Source organism: Acinetobacter sp. NEB 394, from assembly GCF_013374795.1.
GTDB classification, from domain to species: domain Bacteria; phylum Pseudomonadota; class Gammaproteobacteria; order Pseudomonadales; family Moraxellaceae; genus Acinetobacter; species Acinetobacter johnsonii.
This window is the reverse complement of record NZ_CP055277.1, coordinates 609342-626251: the sequence shown is the minus strand read 5'-3', so window position 1 is coordinate 626251 and position 16910 is coordinate 609342. Positions and strand designations below refer to the sequence as shown.

The 16910-nt window shown below is 41.4% G+C and carries 16 protein-coding genes; 8 read left to right on the top strand and 8 right to left on the bottom strand.

Going from position 1 to position 16910, the window contains the following annotated elements; genetic code table 11:
* Positions 1-210 precede the first annotated feature (210 nt).
* Both fadB and fadA read left to right on the top strand, forming a co-directional pair.
* A complete protein-coding gene (gene fadB / locus HUK62_RS02845; RefSeq protein ID WP_110975682.1) occupies positions 211-2364 on the top strand; it encodes a fatty acid oxidation complex subunit alpha FadB in 2154 nt (717 codons plus the stop codon).
* A 12-nt stretch (positions 2365-2376) separates the two neighbouring features.
* Complete coding sequence (fadA, locus tag HUK62_RS02840; protein ID WP_176537036.1) at positions 2377-3549, top strand: acetyl-CoA C-acyltransferase FadA; 1173 nt, start codon at positions 2377-2379, stop codon at positions 3547-3549.
* A gap of 53 nt (positions 3550-3602) precedes the next feature.
* Here the strand turns inward: fadA and HUK62_RS02835 are convergent, their stop codons facing one another.
* The 3 genes from HUK62_RS02835 to tehB form a co-directional block, all read right to left on the bottom strand.
* Positions 3603-4328 carry an HIRAN domain-containing protein gene (locus HUK62_RS02835; protein ID WP_176537035.1) on the bottom strand — a complete coding sequence of 242 codons (726 nt, stop codon included), beginning with the start codon at positions 4326-4328 and terminating at the stop codon, positions 3603-3605.
* Positions 4329-4340: 12 nt separating this feature from the next.
* Complete coding sequence (locus HUK62_RS02830; RefSeq protein ID WP_176537034.1) at positions 4341-5294, bottom strand: HipA domain-containing protein; 954 nt, start codon at positions 5292-5294, stop codon at positions 4341-4343.
* Positions 5295-5440: 146 nt separating this feature from the next.
* A complete protein-coding gene (gene tehB / locus HUK62_RS02825; RefSeq protein WP_176537033.1) occupies positions 5441-6304 on the bottom strand; it encodes an SAM-dependent methyltransferase TehB in 864 nt (287 codons plus the stop codon).
* 284 nt (positions 6305-6588) lie between these two features.
* Between tehB and HUK62_RS02820 the strand changes: the two genes are divergently transcribed.
* A complete protein-coding gene (locus HUK62_RS02820; protein ID WP_176537032.1) occupies positions 6589-7287 on the top strand; it encodes a hypothetical protein in 699 nt (232 codons plus the stop codon).
* A gap of 57 nt (positions 7288-7344) precedes the next feature.
* Here the strand turns inward: HUK62_RS02820 and HUK62_RS02815 are convergent, their stop codons facing one another.
* The 3 genes from HUK62_RS02815 to HUK62_RS02805 form a co-directional block, all read right to left on the bottom strand.
* Complete coding sequence (locus HUK62_RS02815; protein ID WP_005400961.1) at positions 7345-7617, bottom strand: hypothetical protein; 273 nt, start codon at positions 7615-7617, stop codon at positions 7345-7347.
* A gap of 111 nt (positions 7618-7728) precedes the next feature.
* Positions 7729-8478: a hypothetical protein gene (locus HUK62_RS02810; protein WP_176537031.1), complete on the bottom strand. Its 750-nt coding sequence runs from the start codon at positions 8476-8478 to the stop codon at positions 7729-7731.
* 147 nt (positions 8479-8625) lie between these two features.
* A complete protein-coding gene (locus tag HUK62_RS02805) occupies positions 8626-9138 on the bottom strand; it encodes a hypothetical protein (protein WP_176537030.1) in 513 nt (170 codons plus the stop codon).
* 236 nt (positions 9139-9374) lie between these two features.
* Between HUK62_RS02805 and HUK62_RS02800 the strand changes: the two genes are divergently transcribed.
* Complete coding sequence (locus HUK62_RS02800) at positions 9375-10058, top strand: DsbA family oxidoreductase (protein ID WP_078425769.1); 684 nt, start codon at positions 9375-9377, stop codon at positions 10056-10058.
* Positions 10059-10162: 104 nt separating this feature from the next.
* On the opposite strand, the gene HUK62_RS02795 is transcribed toward HUK62_RS02800, so the two are convergent.
* A complete protein-coding gene (locus tag HUK62_RS02795) occupies positions 10163-10363 on the bottom strand; it encodes a dodecin family protein (protein ID WP_004978694.1) in 201 nt (66 codons plus the stop codon).
* Positions 10364-10822: 459 nt separating this feature from the next.
* Here HUK62_RS02795 and HUK62_RS02790 point away from each other — a divergent pair, with 459 nt between their 5' ends.
* From HUK62_RS02790 to HUK62_RS02775, 4 genes are all read left to right on the top strand, one after another.
* On the top strand, positions 10823-10984 hold the full coding sequence (locus tag HUK62_RS02790) for a hypothetical protein (protein WP_004692748.1): 162 nt from the start codon (positions 10823-10825) through the stop codon (positions 10982-10984).
* A gap of 274 nt (positions 10985-11258) precedes the next feature.
* Positions 11259-11438: a hypothetical protein gene (locus tag HUK62_RS02785; protein WP_017397192.1), complete on the top strand. Its 180-nt coding sequence runs from the start codon at positions 11259-11261 to the stop codon at positions 11436-11438.
* A 10-nt stretch (positions 11439-11448) separates the two neighbouring features.
* On the top strand, positions 11449-13482 hold the full coding sequence (locus HUK62_RS02780) for a hypothetical protein (RefSeq protein ID WP_176537029.1): 2034 nt from the start codon (positions 11449-11451) through the stop codon (positions 13480-13482).
* Between the two features lie 77 nt (positions 13483-13559).
* Positions 13560-14711: a hypothetical protein gene (locus HUK62_RS02775; protein WP_176537028.1), complete on the top strand. Its 1152-nt coding sequence runs from the start codon at positions 13560-13562 to the stop codon at positions 14709-14711.
* Positions 14712-14893: 182 nt separating this feature from the next.
* On the opposite strand, the gene htpG is transcribed toward HUK62_RS02775, so the two are convergent.
* Positions 14894-16813, bottom strand: a complete 1920-nt coding sequence (gene htpG / locus HUK62_RS02770) for a molecular chaperone HtpG (protein ID WP_176537027.1) — start codon at positions 16811-16813, stop codon at positions 14894-14896.
* Positions 16814-16910 lie beyond the last annotated feature (97 nt).

The following is a 16910-nucleotide window of genomic DNA, read 5'->3' as shown; positions in this document are numbered from 1 at the left end:
TTTAGGCCGCATCATTCAAAAATACATCACGCAAGCACACGAAATAATTGAATAAAAATAGATGACCCTTGCGTCACGGCTTGATACAACTTGTTATGTTCTTTTTCGATATAGTTATCGTAAGATTGGCGGAGCATAGATGTACGTAGGAATGACGTACTCGCTTCACAACATCAACTTAGAAGTCCTCCAAAATAAAGGAGATCAGGCATGATCCACGCTGGCAATGCCATTACCGTCCAAATGCTTTCGGACGGAATTGCAGAATTCCGCTTTGACTTACAAGGTGAGTCGGTCAACAAATTTAACCGTGCAACGATTGAAGATTTCAAAGCTGCAATTGACGCTGTTAAAGCAAACGGTGACATCAAAGGCTTAATCGTTACTTCGGCTAAATCTACATTTATCGTTGGCGCAGATATTACTGAATTTGGTGCAAACTTCGCTCAAGGCGAACAAGCGATTGTGGATTGGGCATTGCCTGTTCACGACATCTTCAACGCGTTTGAAGATTTAGAGATTCCTAAAGTTGCAGCGATCAATGGTATGGCATTGGGCGGTGGCTTTGAAATGTGTCTCGTGTGTGACTATCGTGTGATGTCAGAAGCGGCTCAAGTCGGTCTTCCTGAAATCAAACTGGGCATCTTCCCTGGTTTCGGTGGTACGGTTCGTTTAAGCCGTCTAATTGGTATCGACAATGCAGTTGAATGGATGGCCATGGCTAATCCTAAAAAACCAGCTGCTGCACTGAAAGATGGTGCGGTTGATGCGGTTGTTGCTGCCGACAAACTCCAAGACGCTGCAATTGACTTGGTTAAACAAGCCCTTGCTGGCCGTGTAGACTGGAAAGCAAAACGCCAAGAAAAACTTGACCCAGTTAAATTGAACCCAATCGAACAAATGATGGCGTTCAACTCGGCAAAAGGTGCGGTACTTGCAAAAGCAAATCCTGCTCAATACCCTGCGCCTAAACTTCTTCTTGACTCATTACAAGCCGGTGCAAGCCTTCCACGTAATGAAGCACTGCAAGCTGAAGCAGCTGGTTTTGCAAAAGCAGCGATTACACCACAAGCAGGTGCATTAATTGGTCTATTCATCAATGACCAAGTGGTGAAGAAAACTTCGAAGAAATATGAAAAAGGTGCGCACCCTGTCAACCAAGCGGCTGTTCTAGGCGCGGGTATCATGGGTGGTGGTATTGCTTACCAAGCGGCAAGCAAAGGCACACCAATCATCATGAAAGACATTGGTAATCCACAACTTGCTTTGGGTATGAAAGAAGCCAATGGCTTACTGACCAAACAAGTTGAACGTAAGAAGATGAAACCTGCTCAAATGGGTGAAACGCTTGCGCGCATCCGTCCAACTTTAAGCTATGACGAGTTTAAAGAAGTGGACATCGTGATTGAAGCAGTAACTGAAAATCCAAAAGTAAAAGGCATTGTACTTGCTGAAACTGAGAAGAATGTTCGTGACAACACAATCATTGCCTCAAATACTTCAACAATTTCAATCACACGTTTGGCTGAAAACCTACAACGTCCTGAAAACTTCGTGGGTATGCACTTCTTTAACCCAGTACACATGATGCCTTTGGTAGAAGTGATCCGTGGTGAGAAGACTTCGGCTGAAGCGATTGCGACCACTGTAGTTCTTGCTCAGAAGATGGGTAAAACACCAATCGTTGTGAACGACTGCCCAGGTTTCCTTGTAAACCGCGTATTGTTCCCTTACTTCGGTGCATTTGACCTTCTATTGAAAGACGGTGCTGACTTCCAACAAGTCGACAAAGTGATGGAAAAATTCGGCTGGCCTATGGGTCCTGCTTACCTAATCGACGTTGTTGGTATCGACACGGGCGTTCATGGTGCAGAAGTGATGGCTGAAGGTTTCCCTGACCGCATGAAGCCAGACTTCAAAGGTTCAATCGAAATCATGTACGAAAACAAACGTTTGGGGCAAAAGAACGACGTTGGTTTCTACAAATACGAACTTGACCGTAAAGGCAAAAAAGCCAAAGTGGTTGATCCTACTGCGTATGAGCTTGTTGCTACTGTGGCAACTGCGGAAAAACGCGAGTTTGATGCTCAAGAAATCATTGACCGTATGATGCTTGCTTTCTGTAACGAAACTGTTCGTTGCCTAGAAGACAACATCGTCGCGACTGCTTCTGAAGCAGACATGGCGATGATCATGGGTGTAGGTTTCCCTCCATTCCGTGGTGGTCCATGCCGTTACATCGACCAAACAGGTGTTGCTGAATACGTTGCCCTTTGCGACAAATACGCACACTTAGGTAAGGCTTATGAAGCGCCACAAATGTTGCGTGACATGGCTGCTAACAACAAAAAATTCTACGGTTAAGGAGCAACGTGAATGGCTACTTTAAATCCACGTGACGTTGTCATCGTTGATGGCGTACGTTCAGCAATGGGTAAAACCAAAAACGGTATGTTCCGCAATGTACGTGCTGACAGCTTATCGGCTGAATTGGTTCGTGCTTTAGTTGCTCGTAACCAGTTTGACACCAATGAAGTTGAAGACCTGATCTGGGGCTGTGTAAACCAGACTTTAGAACAAGGTATGAACATTGGCCGTAACATTGGTTTATTGGCTGACCTTCCAAAAACTGTGGCAGGTCAAACAGTTAACCGTTTGTGTGGTTCATCTATGCAAGCGCTTCACACCGCTGCTGCACAGATTGCAACCAATCAAGGTGATGTATTCATCATCGGTGGTGTTGAGCACATGGGCCATGTCGGGATGATGCACGGCATCGACCTGAACCCAGAAGCGTCTAAACACTATGCAAAAGCGTCTAACATGATGGGCTTAACGGCTGAAATGTTAGGTCGTATGAACGGCATTACGCGTGAAGAACAAGATGCGTTCGGTGTTGAATCTCACCGCCGCGCTTGGGCTGCAACGCAAGAAGGTCGTTTCAAAAACGAAATCGTAGGTGTTGAAGGTCATGATGCAAATGGCTTCAAAATCCTTTGTGATATCGATGAAGTGATTCGTCCAGATGCAAACCTTGAAGCATTCAAAGGTTTACGTCCTGTATTTGACCCGAAAGGCGGTACAGTAACAGCTGCGACTTCTTCAGCTTTGTCTGATGGTGCATCTGCAATGTTGTTGATGTCTGCTGAACGTGCTCAAGCTTTAGGTCTTAAGCCACGTGCTGTCATTCGCTCTATGGCGGTTGCAGGCTGTGATGCTGCGATTATGGGTTATGGTCCAGTACCTGCAACGCAAAAAGCGCTTAAACGCGCAGGTTTCACCATGGCGGATATTCAAACCATCGAGTTAAACGAAGCGTTTGCTGCTCAGGGCTTATCGGCCATGAAAGGTTTAGGCATATATGAGAAGCAAGACATCATTAACTTAAATGGTGGTGCGATTGCATTGGGTCACCCATTGGGTTGTTCTGGTGCACGTATTACAACCACGTTGTTGAACGTAATGGAACAACAAGATACGCAAATTGGTCTTGCGACTATGTGTATCGGTTTGGGTCAAGGTATCGCAACCATTATCGAACGTGTTTAATGTTTAGTTAAATACTGAGATAAAAAGAACCCCGCTTATTGCGGGGTTTCTTTTTATAGAATCCTAAAATCATCATCACTAAACGGTTGAAAACTATCAGGCCATACAGCATTCATTTCACATAAGACTCTAAATTGTACAGGAGCGTCGGAATTTACCTTTAGAACAGTAAATTTAACTTTATCCCTATCAATAAAATTCAGTAAATTTTTAAGATCCTTACATAAATAGTGTGGCAGATAACCAACTTTAATCTGCTCATCTTTCAATAAAATAGTAGCATCAGCATCAATAGTATTCACATTATCAAATTGATAATTTAATTCATCACCAATATTGACCTGCTTCAATGACTGTTTTTCACTGGAAGTTAAATAGTTAATACTACTAATAAAAAACTTTACTCGATAAAAATCATTCACTTTTTGGGGTACGTTCACAATTCTAAAGTGATCTGTCTTTTTTTCTCCACCAGAAATAGCTAGTAATTCCAAGTAGTCTTTAGAATTCGCAGACAATCCAGACCATTCAAACATACTATCGTGCTCTGGTCGGCTTTCAGGAATTAAACGGTTTTTAAAAAAGGCGAACAATTTATCTGACTTATATTCCTCTAACTTATTTTCCATACTAGGAAAATAAGTAAAATTTTTATGATCAGAGCCTTTCGTATACTTAAAAACATATTCCAGGTCAGATTTCTGAGTTAATTTAGCCACTGGATACCACATTCTTGTATCCGCTGAATCCTGCCATAACACGAAAACATTCTTCATCATGACAATTTCACCTTAAACACCTTCACTAAATTCATTGTACATTTTTAACAAATTATCTCTATTGCAAATAAGCAATTGGAAAGTAAATTGTTTTGAAATATTAGACATTAACAAACTTGGAACTTTATCAATAATTATCCAAATTTGAGTATCTTCAATCTGATTTAACCTATCCAACCATGCCAATGCTGCAACTTTTTCCATTAAAGCATAACGTCTAAAAGCTTCAATCAACTTTAGGCGCTTATTCGTAGAAGAGTCTTGAAACTGTGATTTAGCCTTTCTTACATAATTAGGAACTTGTTGGCCTTGATCCCTACTCTCAAGTCTAATTTGACGTGTTTTATCACTTTCATTTCTTGCTAGGCTAGCACCATGATCATAACTAGGTGCTAAATGAGTAACACCTTTAGAAGTTATAATCATTCCCCAATTTTCATTATGTCTATCCTGATTTGAAATCAGAACATCAAACATTAAGTAACCAACAAAAAACTCACTTGCTGTCTTAATGTTATGAAAACTCGAAAAGCCGATCGGCTTTCCTTTAACATTATTTTTCATCACTTTAAAAACATGCTCTACATATTGAATATTAGGATTTTCGCCCCCCAATTGAGAAACATGTTCTTGTAGTAACTCATTACCGGCTGTAAGTGATTCAGAACGTTGGGCAAAATTTTTATTAATAAAGTTCTTCGTGACAACACCCCGTACCCCCTTATGTATAGCCAATTCATAATGAGCATGAGGTAATCCTAATAACTCTGCAAGTTCACACGCTATTTTTTCAGCCCAATCTTCACCTAAGCGCTCGCCAGTATTAGATGTAACACTTTTAAAAAGATATTCTATATCTTCATTTACATACCAAAACTTACTTTTTGTCCCTAATTGTTCTAAAGAATCTGAATCAAATTCAGAAATGTCTTGGATCAGATATTCATTACTCTCAGGTGTGTCCATAATAGCCTATTTAATTCAATAATAGAGGTCGTCTATCTGATAAGACGTCAATATATGACGCACAATTTTTATGTCGAAAAGAAATCTAATTTAATAAATTTTAGCAAATAATTTTAAATCAAAAATTACATTAAATTTTGATTAATTTATATCCTCTGTGCCAACAAGGTCGCAAAATGCTGCTTAATCCGATTGCCCTGCTCATCGACTCGATGTAACTCACCTACATTTTCATTGTATTTCACAATGTTCCAGCCATCGTATAGCGCACTTAACTCTCCTGCTTTAAACGCAAAAGGAAATTCAGCCTGCGCAGGAATAGTATCGGTATCCATCGCACAGACGATCAAGTTAAATCCATTTACATTTGTGGCTTGCTGCATCTGCGCAATCAATGGTTTCACTGTTGAGGCCTCTAAAAACATCATCACCACCGTACAGCAAATAAAGTCGTATGTGCTGGTAATGCTTGGGTCAGCATTGAGGTCACGCTGTTGCAGATGAATCTTTTGAATACCTTCGGCATCTATTATCTGCTGTAATTTTTGCAAACTTTGCGGATTCACATCCCAAGCATCCACCTCAAAGCCCTGCTGGCTTAAGTACAGCGAATTTCGCCCTTGTCCACAGCCGACATCCAAAGCCCGACCACCGTGTAAATACGGCGTAGCCGCCAAAATTTCTGAATGCGTGGGTGAAAGCTGATATTTCTTATTAAAATAATCCTGCGGAGTACAGTAAAACTGTAGTTGACACTCTATGTCGTCGCTGGTCGAAACAATCTTGTGCCATGCTTGAGGCTCAATAAACGGTGGCTGTTGCTCAGGGGTAAATAGATGTTCAGATTGCACTTGACCTGCCTCATCTAGAAAAGCAAAACTCAGCTCACCTTGATAAATCTTTAGCTTTGCCCACGTGCCCGCTTTGGTATTGTGTTGATTTTTAAAGCCTTGCGGAATGGTCTGCGCAGTCCACACAGGAAGTTCTTTATAACAAATCAAGTCTTGCATCAGCCGATTCCCACCTTTGTTATGACGTATTTGCTAATCCATCTTTTATTATTGAACGCTTGTATGATCATAGCCAGTTCAGACTCAAATGAACATTCATTCAGTGACTAAAAACTACAGATGTGTAAGAAATAAAATCTGTCGCTCCCCTGCATTGAGCGACTCATAGAACTTTCATGACGTTAAACTTTTGAGCTTTGACGCCTTTTTGAACATTTTAATGATAGGCTTAAAGACAATAAAAATTCAGCTTAACTATATTTCAAATGATTCGGAGTCTATCGATGTTTGCATCACCTTTAAGAACCATCATTTGCTTAGGCGTCATGGGAACATTATTCACAGGCTGTGCCACCAAAACCCTGATGACCAAAGACAATAAAACCTATACCCTTACCAACAAAGTGACCTTAATCGAAGACCAAGTGGTGGCTTTTGGCAAACCTGCTCAGCCTCTACCGAATTTACCTGCGCATAGTTTAGTGATTGCAGGCCAACAAAAAAGTTATGTATTGACCCAAGGTGGGCCTCAATTTGTCAGCTTGATTGGGAAACTGGATCCGAAGAATATTCAAGTGACCCGAGCACTAAGTTTCTATTCAGAAAAGAATGATGGTCATTTTACAGGGACATTGCCATTATCTTATGTGAAGCTCAAAGAAGACATCAGCAAAAAAGATCTGGAATTTTTTATTGAAAATGGCGCGAAGGAATGTTCAAGTTCCAGTGATGAACGCATGTTTGCACAGCGTTTCTGTTTTGAGATCAAACTGGCAGGTGTAGTTTACCCTGCCGCGAACAATTTAGCGTCGTTAAAAGCTTTGAGTAAGCCTTATCAGGTGAGCATTTATACCCACCAAGAGGAAAGTTATAAATCGAAGTCAGGCATGAATCCTTTTGAAAAATTAGTGCTGCTACCTTTTGCCGTCGCAATTGATGTGGTCAGCCTACCGTTCCAAGCCGCCGATAAAATTTTTGATTAAGACAATAAAAGTACAGCGCCTAAAACGAATCAGGCGCTGTACTGTTGTGTGAAGGATTTAAATTAAGAGCTCGCCCATCAACCAAGCCATATACTTTTCTTTGTCCATAAAGTCAGGCGCGCTGCCCGTATCTAGACTGAAGTACTGTTGGTTGAACTGAATCACGATTTGTTCGGTGTGGTGCCAGTCTTCGATCATTTTGAAATATTGGTTGAAGAAAAAACGATTCTTCCCCCAGTTGCTTAAACGTTCTAATTTTGGATAGTTTTTATTTTCTACAAACTCACTATACACATGCTGAATATCATCAAAAACGTGTATGGTTCTCATGACTCACCTGCCTGCACTGAAAAGTCGTCATCGTTATGTGCTTTTACTCTAGCAGCCAATTTTGAACAACAGATGACAGCCCGCTTACAAGACTGTCATCTTTGCACGGTGTTATAACTTCTGTTCTACCTCTTTTTGTGTCTGTTTTTCGACCTGCTGCATTTGGCTATTCAGTGCCAAAATCTCTTTATACAGCGCATTAAACTGCTGTAGTGGTGCATCTTCATAAAACATAAAGGTGTTATTTTTCTTTTCCCATTGGTTATTTTTCAGCACCAAGAAAATTTGATCCGCTTTGGCTAAATTCTGCTGTTCAAGACTAAACAGGCGGATAGCTTCATGGCTTTTTTCACTGGCTTTCATGCTGTCGGTCAGTTGATGGCGGAACCGCGAAGATATTGCTAAATCTTTGGCCTGAGCAATGGCATCTTTTTGACGTTGTTCAACTTGCTGTGCATAGCTCTCAACAACGGCATGTACGTTTTTCAGCATTTGCTCAGTTTCAGCATAATTGTTCTTTTTGTCTTTGCTTAATCGGTCAATATTTAGAAACTGATCCCAATTTAAGGCTTTTAAATCTCGCAGATATTGATTACGCGCTTCGGTATTTTGCAGCATATGACTGAGCACAAACTCCGCCATAATTTGATAGTCACCTGTCAGACGTGGGTCTTTTACATCGACTTGAATTGGTGTGGTCCAATCTTGAGCTTGTTTGTAAATTTGTTCAGTCTTTTCATACAGCACCGTTTCATAGCTTTGTAGCTGCTGCTGCTCTTTTTGTTGTTGAGAATACTGATAAAACATCCAACCAAAAACGGCACTGGTCGCAAGAACTAAAATCAACACGATACGTCGCATGTTCAGCTTCCTCTTCATTTCTTTTCATCATAGCAAATATAGGTACATGATCAATATTTCAACATGTTATCTATCTTTTAAGACCCTACGGCCGTACCTTCCCCAAGTCGATGAGGAATGTACTGGCGATAAACAAATAAGGACGTGTTACTTCGCTGGAGCTATTCTCGGCTGCTGACTATTCTGTTGAATCCCTTGCATAAAATTCCGATCAATCTGCCCAATCGAAATTTGTTCACGGGTAATTTGTACATTGGTCGCATTACGGTCAATGCCAAACGGCTGCAACATGATATACAAACCTTCAGTTGGATTAGACGACTGCAAACCAGCGGCGATGTTTAAGACATGCTCACGTAACAAAGGTGGCACAGAATTTAGATCTGCTGTGACCGCAGGTGGCAAAATATCGATGTTTTGAGTGATAGTCGGATCGACCACAAAAGACTGTGCATCATCCTGTAACTGAACAATGCGGTGCTGCAAGGCTTTACGAATATTTTCATCCTGTTGATAAGGAATCACGCCCGTTTCAGCACGTAGCTCTGATTCCGCCATGGTTTTAAAAGTCGGTAGACTCACGATCTCCCCATTGGCTTGCAGCAAAGTCGGCATAAGAAGAGCGCAACAAAAAATCGGAAGAGAATTTAAAAATTTCATAAAACAATCCCAAACGATAAGAGATATAAAAAGACATGCTCACACTGAGCGTCTTAACCCTATTGTATATTTTTCGATCTTTGTGCTGCGTAGTTGTCAGATAAACGGTCAAGCCCAGAAGATTCAACTGATTGAATCCATAGCGAAACAGCTTTTTTTAATGGCCCTGCTTTAAATTTTATAACTCATCCCCATCATTTCCTTAGTTGCTCTTTTTACTATTTTTGAGAAATCGCATGCGTGTAGATATTTGGTCAGATGTTGTTTGTCCTTTTTGTTATATTGGCAAAAAACGTTTAGAAGCGGCGGCTGAACAGGCTGGTGTGGAATTGGAAGTGCATTGGCACAGTTTTGAACTGGATCCAGATGCACCAGTACGCCAAGAAATTTCGAACTCAGAACGTCTCGCACTAAAATATGGTCGCACAGTGGCTGAAGTTGAAGAGATGCAACGTAATATTGCCAAAATGGCTGCGGAAGAAGGCATTGAATTTAACTGGGAAAATGCCAACTCAGGCAACAGTTTCAATGCACACCGTATTATTCACCTTGCTCAAAGCCATGGTTTAGGCAATGAAGCTAAAGAAGCCTTTTTCTTTAGCTATATGACGCAAGGCTTACCGATTGGTGAACGTGAAACCATTGAAGACGTGGCCTCTCGTATTGGCTTAAACCCAGTTGAAGTAGATGATGTGCTGGATTCTGACGAATACGCAGATTTCGTGAAGTTTGACCAAGAAGTGGCGCGTGAACAACTGAAAGTAACGGGTGTACCTTTCTTTGTTTTCGATCAACGTGTGGCTTTAGCGGGTGCACAGCCGCGTGAAGTCTTTTTACAAGTCCTTGAAAAAGCACAAATGCCAGCAGAAGAAAATAATGCGGCACAGTGTTCCGATGAGTCTTGTGAAACACCCAAATAATCATAAGGATACTGGTTTCAGACCTTAACTGAGCCCTATCTATAGATGAGAAAATCCCCGGCCTGCGGGGATTTTTTTATAGGTTAAAAAAAATGGATTTATGTTTAATCGACCAAGAAACTAATTTTAAGATTGACCCGATATTCTACAATTTGGTTGTCCTTAATCACCACTTTTTGTTCATTGATCCAAGCACCTTGAACATTCTTCACCGTCTCAGTGACTTTTGCGATCCCTGTCTGAATCGCATCTTCAAAACTTTTCGCACTGCTTGAATTGACTTCTACCACTTTTGCAATGGCCATCTGTTTGTCCTCAGCTATTGTTGTTTTTGCCTGTTCATCTTAGGTGAATTTTTAATCAAAAATAGATAACTTAAACATTCCACAGCAAAAACTTACACAGTATGCACAATCAAAAGACTTCAAAATGATGAATATTTAAACAATTAATCATGTAACTCCAAGTCCTTTTTCAGGTCTCATTTCAGACAAAAAAGTCCTACTTTCAAGCTTCATTTCAAACTTGAAAATCTAAATTTTCACTTTAAATTTAAACAGCTTAGCGCTGGAGTAAAAACTCTATACCAAGCTAGATCACTTATTCTAATTTATTGTTTTTTAACAATAAATGAACTCAACATTCATCTTTTAATGGCCTAAACCAGCGCTTAAATCGATCATTTTTTGATATTATTCATGCGAAATTTATCTTTTTAAAACTCCCAGTCTCCTTAGTGAGACCTCCTTTTTAGAGGAAATATCATGAACGCTGTTAAATATGCTTTGGCTGTCGCTGTAATGGCTCTTTCTGCAACTGTTTCTGCACAAGTTGTTTTTGTTCCAGATTTTCCTGTAAAAAAACCAGCAGACACTCAAACGGCAACGGCTGATGCTCCTGCGGCTGCACCACATCAAGAAGCGTAATTTGTGCTGACTTGGTCAAAAATAGGCAATGTTGATTGCCTATTTTTTTGCCCAAAATTGCAAAGAACTGACAAAAAATTTCAGCTATGAACCCTCTAGGGCAAAATATTTAATTCAATCTGTGCTGAAATCGAAATTATCTACATTTTTCACTACCCTTTTCTCGTATCGAGAGCAGAATAATTTTTGCCTATTTACTCTTTTATAATTATGATCAAACAAGAAGACTGAATTCCAAAACCAATAAATTAAATGCACTCAATAGCACATGCCTATGCAAAATTTACAAGCCCTTATCCAAGGTCGTATTACGCCCCAAGCCATTGACCTTGATCAATTGATTGCGTTTGCACAGCAGTATACGCAGCCGACTTCAGCCGAATATAAATTACTTGAACTGGCCATCAATATGGTTTTGGCAAGCTACTTGGAACAAGCACAAAAACAACTTTAGAGTTCAGCGCATGAAAGCAATCGAAAAAGCACTGCTGATCAAAGAACTGCATCAATTGATTGATGGTTTGGAACATCAACCTCTGTCTTTTTTTGAAATTGCGCGCTCGAAAAAACGCATCCGCGAAATCTTTGCACTCTGTGATGAACCCATTTTTCAAAAACAACTCGAAGCCTATAAGGCACTGACGCAACCTCAAGCGGCGGCTGAACGCTGGATACAACAAAGCCCCTACCAGCATGCCTATATTGGACTATTTCAATATGAGTCTGCTTTAACCGATGCCTTAAAACAGCAGGCGGCTTTCGCATGGGGTGTTTTATATAAATCAGGTTTAGGTTGGCAAATTGCTTTTCAAAGCACCCCACCTACACTGTATAGCAGCCCATGGCACATAAAGTTTGAACACGCTTACCAATGGTTTTTGAGTCATGCACAAAGTGCTCAACAACCCGAGAACGTACCTTTTCTCACAACATCTGAAACATCCATAGAAGTTGCAGAAGTTGCAGAAGTTGCAGAAGTTGCAGAAGTTGCAGAAGTTGCAGAAGTTGCAGAAGTTGCAGAAGTTGCAGAAGTTGCACGAGACCAGTTTATCCTGCCCGTTACAACCACATTCCATAAAAAAACTGACATAAGGCATGCACAGGACAATGTAGTTACCGATGCTTTTGTTTTCATGGGTATTGAGCTTTTAAGCATTGCTACAAATGATGATACATCGACTGTACGAACCCAAGAGTCTGAGCCCTCCTTCCCCAAAGTCAGTCCTGAGTCTAGTCTACTTTTATCTAAGGCTGAAGTAGCGCTTCATTTCAATACGGAAATTCAACCTACATTCGACAGCAACCCAAATACAACTCAAATTGAAGGAACCAAACTCAGGTCTTTTAAACAAAACACTGTAGAAGATGTCGTCCCAATCAATGCTATTGAGCTAAGTATCAAACAAGATAAGGAACCTGAAAATCAGGTCAATATCGTACGAACAGATTTAGAGCCTCGACCTGAAGTATTAGCAGAAAATCATTCACTTCTCAGTCACCTGCCTCTTTTAAGTGATGAGCCATGTCAGCCTCAGGAAGAATTTATCATTGAGGCCGCTGCACCCATTCGATTTGACCTCAAGCCAAGCACATCTATTTCAACGCTTGCCATTCAGGACTTTATCCAAAGGCGATCGATCTTGGCTGAACAACCAGATACAGACATTTCATCTGAATCTCAAAAGCAAGATCGACTTAAAAGCGAAGTGACAGCACCACACCTTGCTTTGCAGGATAGCCATACAGAAAATTCAGAAACATCGGCCACTGCTGTGCAACCTATACTGCCCACACAGATCAATCTAGGGCAATATCAAGCGAAATTGCGCACGCTGCATCAACCAAACTTAGATCCTAAGCTGTATGGCCTCGACCTTTCAGGGCACACCGAGATCGGCCAAAATATCGATTTTCTGATCCACAGCGACCGACTCGATCACTGGTTGGACTCTCCCATCTATGTGGCAGAACAGACCCATCAACACGGCGGGTTTATTAAGTATTTGGCTCTATTTGGTGCTGACAGTCCCACGGAAGCCATTTGCCTGAGCCAACAATTTGCCCAGAGTTGTCAACATCAAGTCGCAGCTATTCGCGAAATTGGATGGGACCAGCTACAGGGTCACATGCATGATGTATTTTCGATTTTTCAGCTGTATACCCAACAGGCCAAACTGGTATGGCATATTGAAGACTATCACCCCTTTATTCTGGCCGATCTACTCAATAGCCGTAAATTCATCCAGTTTGAAGAAAGCTCCGCGGACGCAAATACGCCCATTTTAGTGTTAAAAGAACGACAAAAAATTCGAGTAATTCATGGTCAGAAGCGGGTTGAACTCTCACGTACCGAGATCGCGTATCCGTGCTTGGTCTTAGACCGACAGCACGGCATCAGTTGGCAACTGATTCAAAATACGATTTCTACTTTGCCTGAACCTATCACTGTGTTTCAATTATTTGATTCTATTCAAAAACAACTGGGCAGCGAGTTGTAGAGTTTTGTATTTTCTACTTGTGTTCTTATGTGAAATTTACAACACTAAAACATCGAAGAACAATAAAGTACGAAAGCATGCTAAGAACTCAACATGTGGGATCCATCTCTTTATTTTTCTGCCTAAGTTTAGGTACATACGTCAACGTGGCTTGGGCGGAAAGCAATACCAACAGCACACAACATTTTGTGCCACCTCACGACGTGGCTGAAATTGACAAAATCGCATCGCCCCCCAAAGGTAGTGGACTTTTATACCAAATTCCACAGTGGATAGACTCACTTCCAACCGTTCTACCTGAAGAATCGGACGAGCTGATTGTGCCCACGACTGACCTCACTGAAGAACGCACGTGGGTCGACCGCCAGCAAAAAGAAGTTCGAAACTGGGCAGACCGAACAGCCGCCAAAATGGACAATTGGTTTGGTGAAACCGATCCTAAAAAACCGGCCACAGCCACCTTACGGGTCTTGGTCGATAACCGCTGGAATAAACATGATGAATATGATGTAAAACCGCGTATTCGGGGTCGAGTTAAACTTCCAACCTTAGAACATAAACTCAGTGTGGTGTTTGGGGATGATTCTTTAGATAACGAACTACAAAACAATGTCGCGATTACCAATGAAAATCCACCCAGTGCGAATAACGATAAAACATTTGATCGCCGCCAAACCCGTGATGCCAATAGTTCAATAGCATTAAGATGGTCGCAATTATCAGATCGTCTGCCTTTTGAAACCGATTTCGACTTGGGTGTACGCTCAGGGGATGATATCTATGCGCGGATCGAGTTATCGAAAGAATGGAAACTCGACAATGATTTTCGTGCGTATGCTGAACAGATTTATCGTTATGGTATCGACAGTGAAAATTATTTACGTACCAACCTAGAGCTGACCCATGCGCGACCCAATCAACCCTTTTTATCCAATCAGTTCAGTCTGACCTATGCCGACGAACAAGATGATGATCTGCTCTGGGATAACTATAGCTTTAGACAACACCAATTCTTTAATGGCAATCGTTTTAACTACGGCATTTACACTGGCGGTTTCTACAACAACGACGACCTGCGTTTGAACCGTTGGGGACCTTTTGTCTCGTGGCGTCAACCGTTCTTAAGGGAGTGGTTTTATATCCAAGGTGACTTAAATTATTTTAACGATCACCGTGAAGACCGCAGCCATTACGTCAGTGCTTTGGTGCGTTTTGAAGCTTTATTTTAATGGCATGGTGGATATTTAAGCTGAACTGTGGATAAGTTCTAACTTATCCACGAATATCCACATCAGCTTCTTTTCCGCCAATTTAATCGATGCGTTCAACAGATATTAAGGTGCTTGATCCAACTCATTGACATAAAAAAAAGCCTATCTTAACGATAGGCTTTCTTTAAACATATAATGGTTTATTGAAGCAATAAGCTGTTAATCCGTTTGATATATTCGGCAGGATCATCAGGTAAGCCGCCTTCAGCAATCACCGCTTGGTCAAAAATTACATTAGCCAAGTCATCAAACTGTGCCGAATTTTCTAATTTTCTCACCAATGGATGCTCTGGGTTAATTTCCAAAATTGGCTTGCTTTCAGGTACGGCCTGACCCGCTTGTTGCAGCATACGAATCAGTTGTGGAGAAAGTTCTCCCTCACCTGTCACCAAGCATGCAGGTGAATCGACCAAACGTGTGGTCACACGTACTTCTTTGGTCTTGGCTTTCAATGAGTCAGACAGTTTTTCAACCACAGGTTTAAACTGCTCTGCAGCTGCCTCAAGTGCTTTCTTCTCTTCGGCATCTTGAAAATCACCTAAGTCGACTGCACCTTTCGCCACGTTCTGCATTGGTGTGCCATCAAACTCATGGACAAATTCCATTGCCCATTCATCGACACGGTCTGCCATGAGTAAGACTTCAATGCCTTTTTTCTTAAATAACTCAAGTTGTGGCGAGTTCTTCGCAGCATTGAGACTGTCTGCAGTCACATAGTAAATCGCTTTTTGCCCATCAGGCATACGCGCTTTATAGTCCTGCAAAGAAGTGCTCACCGCATCATTGTTTGAAGTTGAGAAGCGTAAAAGTTTTAAAATACGCTCACGGTTACCCAAGTCTTCGCCCAAACCTTCTTTTAACACTGAACCAAATTCACGGTAGAAGGTTTTGAACTTCTCTTGATCTTTTTCATCTTCCGATTTGGCTAAACCATCCAACATGGTCAATACACGGCGTGCATTCCCTTCACGAATGGTTTTCACATCGCGGCTTTCTTGTAACAGCTCACGACTGACGTTTAATGGTAAATCGGCACTATCGACCACCCCTTGAACAAAGCGTAAATAGTTTGGAATCAAGTTATCCGCGTCATCCATAATGAAGACCCGTTTTACATAGAGCTTAATTCCTGCTTTGGCTTCACGGGTAAAGATATTCGCAGCAGCTTTACTCGGTACATACAACAACTGCGTATATTCGGTACTGCCTTCAACACGGTTATGCGCCCATGCCAGTGGGGCTTCAAAGTCATGGCTGAGGTTCTTATAAAACTCGATGTACTGCTCTTCAGTCACTTCATTTTTATTACGTGTCCACAGAGCACTGGCTGAGTTAATCGCTTCCCACTCACCCGTTTTCACATACTGACCCGGTTTTGGCTCTTCATCTTCGACCGCTTCTTCTTGCTGCCAAACCTCTTTTTGCATCTCAATCGGCAGGCTAATGTGATCTGAGTATTTATTGATAATTTGCTTCACTTTATGCGACTGTAAATAGTCCAACGCATCTTCACGCAAATGTAAAATAATATCGGTCCCGCGGCTGTCTTTGTGGATCTGCTCGACTTCGAACTCACCCGTGCCCGCACTGACCCAACGTACCGCCTGATCAGCATCCACACCTGCACGGCGTGATTCTACGGTAATTTTGTCAGCCACAATAAAGCCTGAGTAGAAACCGACACCAAACTGACCAATCAGTTGTGCATCTGATTTTTGGTCACCTGTAAGCTTAGACATAAAGTCCTTGGTTCCAGACTTAGCAATCGTACCTAAGTGGTCAATCGCTTCTTGTTCAGTTAAACCAATCCCATTATCTGAAATGGTCAGTGTTTGATTGGCTTCATCAAAGCTGACGCGCACATGTAGGTCTGGGTCATTTTCATAATATTCAGGATGATTAATGCCTTCAAAACGCAATTTATCGCAGGCATCGGACGCATTTGAGATCAATTCACGTAGGAAAATGTCAGGATTCGAATACAGTGAGTGCGTCACTAAATGTAATAGCTGAGCCACTTCAGCTTGGAAACTATGTTTATGTGCGTTTTGCTCGCTCATCAATCGCTCCTTAATGTATTAAGTCTTATAGAGAATGCTTAATGAATTGGAGTGAGCGATACGTTTTTCAATAGCAATCGCAAGTTTTTTTGCTTTT

Coding starts and splice junctions, on each gene's coding strand:
- fadB (WP_110975682.1), top strand. CDS start 211: ATGATCCACGCTGGCAATGCCATTACCGTCCAAATGCTTTCGGACGGA.
- fadA (WP_176537036.1), top strand. CDS start 2,377: ATGGCTACTTTAAATCCACGTGACGTTGTCATCGTTGATGGCGTACGT.
- HUK62_RS02835 (WP_176537035.1), bottom strand. CDS start 4,328: ATGATGAAGAATGTTTTCGTGTTATGGCAGGATTCAGCGGATACAAGA.
- HUK62_RS02830 (WP_176537034.1), bottom strand. CDS start 5,294: ATGGACACACCTGAGAGTAATGAATATCTGATCCAAGACATTTCTGAA.
- tehB (WP_176537033.1), bottom strand. CDS start 6,304: ATGCAAGACTTGATTTGTTATAAAGAACTTCCTGTGTGGACTGCGCAG.
- HUK62_RS02820 (WP_176537032.1), top strand. CDS start 6,589: ATGTTTGCATCACCTTTAAGAACCATCATTTGCTTAGGCGTCATGGGA.
- HUK62_RS02815 (WP_005400961.1), bottom strand. CDS start 7,617: ATGAGAACCATACACGTTTTTGATGATATTCAGCATGTGTATAGTGAG.
- HUK62_RS02810 (WP_176537031.1), bottom strand. CDS start 8,478: ATGCGACGTATCGTGTTGATTTTAGTTCTTGCGACCAGTGCCGTTTTT.
- HUK62_RS02805 (WP_176537030.1), bottom strand. CDS start 9,138: ATGAAATTTTTAAATTCTCTTCCGATTTTTTGTTGCGCTCTTCTTATG.
- HUK62_RS02800 (WP_078425769.1), top strand. CDS start 9,375: ATGCGTGTAGATATTTGGTCAGATGTTGTTTGTCCTTTTTGTTATATT.
- HUK62_RS02795 (WP_004978694.1), bottom strand. CDS start 10,363: ATGGCCATTGCAAAAGTGGTAGAAGTCAATTCAAGCAGTGCGAAAAGT.
- HUK62_RS02790 (WP_004692748.1), top strand. CDS start 10,823: ATGAACGCTGTTAAATATGCTTTGGCTGTCGCTGTAATGGCTCTTTCT.
- HUK62_RS02785 (WP_017397192.1), top strand. CDS start 11,259: ATGCAAAATTTACAAGCCCTTATCCAAGGTCGTATTACGCCCCAAGCC.
- HUK62_RS02780 (WP_176537029.1), top strand. CDS start 11,449: ATGAAAGCAATCGAAAAAGCACTGCTGATCAAAGAACTGCATCAATTG.
- HUK62_RS02775 (WP_176537028.1), top strand. CDS start 13,560: ATGCTAAGAACTCAACATGTGGGATCCATCTCTTTATTTTTCTGCCTA.
- htpG (WP_176537027.1), bottom strand. CDS start 16,813: ATGAGCGAGCAAAACGCACATAAACATAGTTTCCAAGCTGAAGTGGCT.